This is a genomic window from Parafrankia sp. EUN1f (assembly GCF_000177675.1).
Taxonomy (GTDB): domain Bacteria; phylum Actinomycetota; class Actinomycetes; order Frankiales; family Frankiaceae; genus Parafrankia.
The window spans coordinates 1-2,896 of the sequence record NZ_ADGX01000324.1 but is presented as its reverse complement, the minus strand read 5'-3'; the positions used below and the strand labels follow the sequence as shown (position 1 = coordinate 2,896).

General features: G+C 73.9%; 7 protein-coding genes. All 7 read right to left on the bottom strand.

Annotation, left to right across the window (positions count from 1 at the left end; genetic code table 11):
• Nucleotides 1-387, bottom strand: a 387-nt coding sequence (locus tag FREUN1FDRAFT_RS38670) for a hypothetical protein (protein ID WP_006545900.1), incomplete at its 3' end; no start/stop codon positions are given.
• Nucleotides 384-755, bottom strand: a complete 372-nt coding sequence (locus tag FREUN1FDRAFT_RS38665) for a hypothetical protein (RefSeq protein ID WP_006545899.1) — start codon at nt 753-755, stop codon at nt 384-386. The genes FREUN1FDRAFT_RS38670 and FREUN1FDRAFT_RS38665, both read right to left, overlap by 4 nt.
• Entirely contained in the window at nt 752-988 is a 237-nt protein-coding gene (locus tag FREUN1FDRAFT_RS38660) for a hypothetical protein (protein ID WP_006545898.1), read from the bottom strand. Before FREUN1FDRAFT_RS38660 ends, FREUN1FDRAFT_RS38665 begins: the two co-directional genes overlap by 4 nt.
• Nucleotides 985-1,299 (bottom strand): hypothetical protein, encoded by a 315-nt coding sequence (locus tag FREUN1FDRAFT_RS38655; protein WP_006545897.1) that lies wholly within the window; start codon nt 1,297-1,299, stop codon nt 985-987. The genes FREUN1FDRAFT_RS38660 and FREUN1FDRAFT_RS38655 overlap by 4 nt, the downstream gene beginning before the upstream one ends.
• Nucleotides 1,296-1,832: a transcriptional regulator gene (locus FREUN1FDRAFT_RS38650; protein ID WP_035957577.1), complete on the bottom strand. Its 537-nt coding sequence runs from the start codon at nt 1,830-1,832 to the stop codon at nt 1,296-1,298. The genes FREUN1FDRAFT_RS38655 and FREUN1FDRAFT_RS38650 overlap by 4 nt, the downstream gene beginning before the upstream one ends.
• A gap of 29 nt (nt 1,833-1,861) precedes the next feature.
• Nucleotides 1,862-2,410: a hypothetical protein gene (locus FREUN1FDRAFT_RS38645; RefSeq protein ID WP_232295621.1), complete on the bottom strand. Its 549-nt coding sequence runs from the start codon at nt 2,408-2,410 to the stop codon at nt 1,862-1,864.
• 93 nt (nt 2,411-2,503) lie between these two features.
• Entirely contained in the window at nt 2,504-2,728 is a 225-nt protein-coding gene (locus FREUN1FDRAFT_RS38640; RefSeq protein WP_006545894.1) for a hypothetical protein, read from the bottom strand.
• Nucleotides 2,729-2,896: the final 168 nt, after the last annotated feature.

Sequence of the window (2,896 nt, the reverse complement as noted above, 5' to 3'; positions counted from 1 at the left end):
CCGGGCGAGCTCGGCGCCAGCGAGGTCCGCGGCCCCCGCCAGCGCCACGGCGACTATCCGGTACGCCAGCGCGGCGCCGGTGCGGTCCGGTCGGGCGTAACCGACCAGGTCGTAGCCGTGACCGATGGTCTCGGCCACGAGCACCTGGCGCAGCGCGAACCTCGCATCGCCGAGCTCCCGGTCTGCGATCGACGTCAGTGCGATCTGCAGAGCACCGCGCATCGTCCCGACCACGGCCGCCTGCAGCGGCGCCTCCCCGCTCCAGACCACGGCCGCCAGACGCCGCTCCATCGCGTGCCGGAACTGCGCACCGCTGAACGGATACGGCAGCAGCCCGGGCCCGCCGGCAGCCGGCACCTGCTCCACGACGGGCCCGGGCCGCGTCACGCCGACGCCAGCAGGTGCGGGTTAGCGATCCGCTCGTAGCACCACAGCGTCATGTCGAACCCGGGCACGGGCACCTGCAGGCGGATCTGCTGCGCCCAGGCGCCGCTGTGGAGCCGGACCGGCGGGCGGATCTCCAACTGGGCCGCGTCCCACCCGAGCCACAGAGCGCGCAGCCGTGCCGGTGGCGACGGCAGCGCCCCGACCGGCTCGACGTGCACCATCACCGCGCCGGTGGGGCTCACGGTGATCGTGCCGACACCGAGGATGTGACCCATGGCCAGCCAGTCGTCGGTCATCCGCAACGCGGCCCGCTGCAGAGCGAGCCTGCTGCGTCCCGCGTCCAGGGACGGGCCGAGCGCCGACCTCATCGGACCCGCTCCGACACCCGGTACACCGGCACGCCGGTGCTGCGGATCTCCTCGACCAGACCGGCCCGGACCAGATCACGCAGCCGGACCTGGACACCGTCCATCCCGGCCTGCAGCCGGTCCGCCAACTGTCGGGCGCGGAACCCGGGCAGGCCACCCCGCTCCGCGCGGGCCTGCGCCCACCGGGCCGCGTCGAGGAGATCGGGTCCGGCGATGTTCTCCGCGGATCTCATCGGCTCACCCGGCCCAGGTACAGCGGCACCGTGTCCTCGTCCACCGTCACCGTGAATGACCCGGGCGCCGGCGGGAGCGGCACCAGTCGGTCCAGAATCTCGCCGGCCGCCACAGCCATGGCCACGATCCGCTCGGCGTCGGATCCCGCCTTGTCGACGGCGAGGCACAGCTCCGACCAGTGCCCGAGCACGTCCGGGACGTCCGCGGCGAGCTCCACCACCCGCGCGGCGGTCGCGGCCGGGTCCGCGCATGGACCCATCGCCAGAGCCAGGATCGCCCGCCGGCGCGCGGCCGCGTCGAGGCCGGTCACCGCCGGGCCCCCGTCGCGTTGCCGAGCTCGACCTCGAGCGAGTCCAGGTCGACCGGCGCGGCGAGCACGCCCCAGCCGGTCATCAGGCCCACGGCGCCCCGGGGGCTCTCACGCAGCATCGCGGCGATGTGCACCAGGTCCGCGGTACGAACCGTCAGGATCCGGCCGGCCCAGTCGCCCCGCATCCGGCGAATCAGCAACGTCCACCGGCGCAGCGGCTCGGCCTCCGCCGGAGCGCCGGCCAGTGCCGGGAGAGCGAACCGGATCCGCGGCGGCAGCACCACCTCCGGCTCCGACGCGCCGGGCAGCAGCACCACCTCCGGCACCCCGTAGAACGCGGCGAGCTCACCGAGCCGGGCCATCGTCACAGACCGGTCCGCCCGCTCGTACGAGCCGAGCACCACGGCCTTGAACCGGCCGCCGCTCTTCTCCTCGACCCGTGACAGCGACAGGCCCTGCTGGATCCGGACTGCCCGGAGCCGCCCACCCAGCGCCAGCGCGTACGCGCGATCCTCGGTCGTCTTGGTCGTCACGGACGATCCCCCCTCGTCATCTGTGGCGCTCACGCGCACACCAGCTCTCCGGCCCGCACGGCCACAGCACGGCCAGCGGGTGTGATCAGCCAGGCCGGCCGGTCGTGAGCGGTGCGCCCCTCGACCAGGCCCAGCCGCGCCTGCGCCGCGAGCCAGGCCAGGACCTGGCCGGTGTCCACCGCCAAGGCGCGGGCCAGAGCCGCCGGCGACAGGCCGTCCGGGTGCCCGCCGAGCAGCGCCCGGTCGGCCAGGTGCGTGGACACCGCCGGCCAGGCCTCCGCGTCCGTCAGCTCCCGGCCGCGTAGCTCAGCGGCGTGCGCCGCGCCGGCCGAGGTGAACCGCCAGCGGGAGACTCCGGCGCCCATCAGGCGGGCCAGCAGTCCGGCCCGGTACAGGCCGCTCAGCCGCTCCTCGATCTCGGCCAGGTCGACCGCGGCGCCGGGGATGGTCAGGCGACGGGCCACCGCACGGGTCGTGATCCCCGGGTTGCGGTAGTGCCCAGCGGCTGACGCCGCGTCCGTGATAGCCGCCCACAGCGCCGGGTCAGGCACTGCGCTCATCGGCCGTTGTACGATCATGATGGTTCCCTTTCTGAGGTCGTCGAGGGTCTTGCGAGGGGCCAACTCCGGTGATCCCGTCCGGTCCGGCCCGTTACCGGGCCGGACGGGTGATCACGAACCGGCGCTGCGGTAGACGCGAGCAGCGCGTCGAGCAGCCGCGGACGCCTTCCCCAACGCCGCGAAATGCGCCGCGCGTAGGTGCGCCGCCACCCGGGTGATCTCGTCCTCGGATGCGTCCGGGTGCAGCTGGCGGGCCTGGCGGACGAACTTGCTCGCGAATCCGGCCCGCGCCGGCGCCGTCATCGCCTCCGCGCTCGGCGCCGTCGCCGCGCGCATATGACCCGCACGCACGGCACGGAGATGACGCTCAGCCGGCGACTCTCGCGGTCAGCATGAAGATCAGTGCTTCGAAGATGATCGACGCTCCGGTCGAGGAGTCCTCGCCCGCGATCATGATGATCGTGATCACGATCTCGACCACCGCGGACACACCGAGAGTCAGCC

Coding starts and splice junctions, on each gene's coding strand:
- FREUN1FDRAFT_RS38660 (WP_006545898.1), bottom strand. CDS start 988: ATGAGATCCGCGGAGAACATCGCCGGACCCGATCTCCTCGACGCGGCC.
- FREUN1FDRAFT_RS38645 (WP_232295621.1), bottom strand. CDS start 2,410: ATGATCGTACAACGGCCGATGAGCGCAGTGCCTGACCCGGCGCTGTGG.
- FREUN1FDRAFT_RS38665 (WP_006545899.1), bottom strand. CDS start 755: ATGAGGTCGGCGCTCGGCCCGTCCCTGGACGCGGGACGCAGCAGGCTC.
- FREUN1FDRAFT_RS38640 (WP_006545894.1), bottom strand. CDS start 2,728: ATGCGCGCGGCGACGGCGCCGAGCGCGGAGGCGATGACGGCGCCGGCG.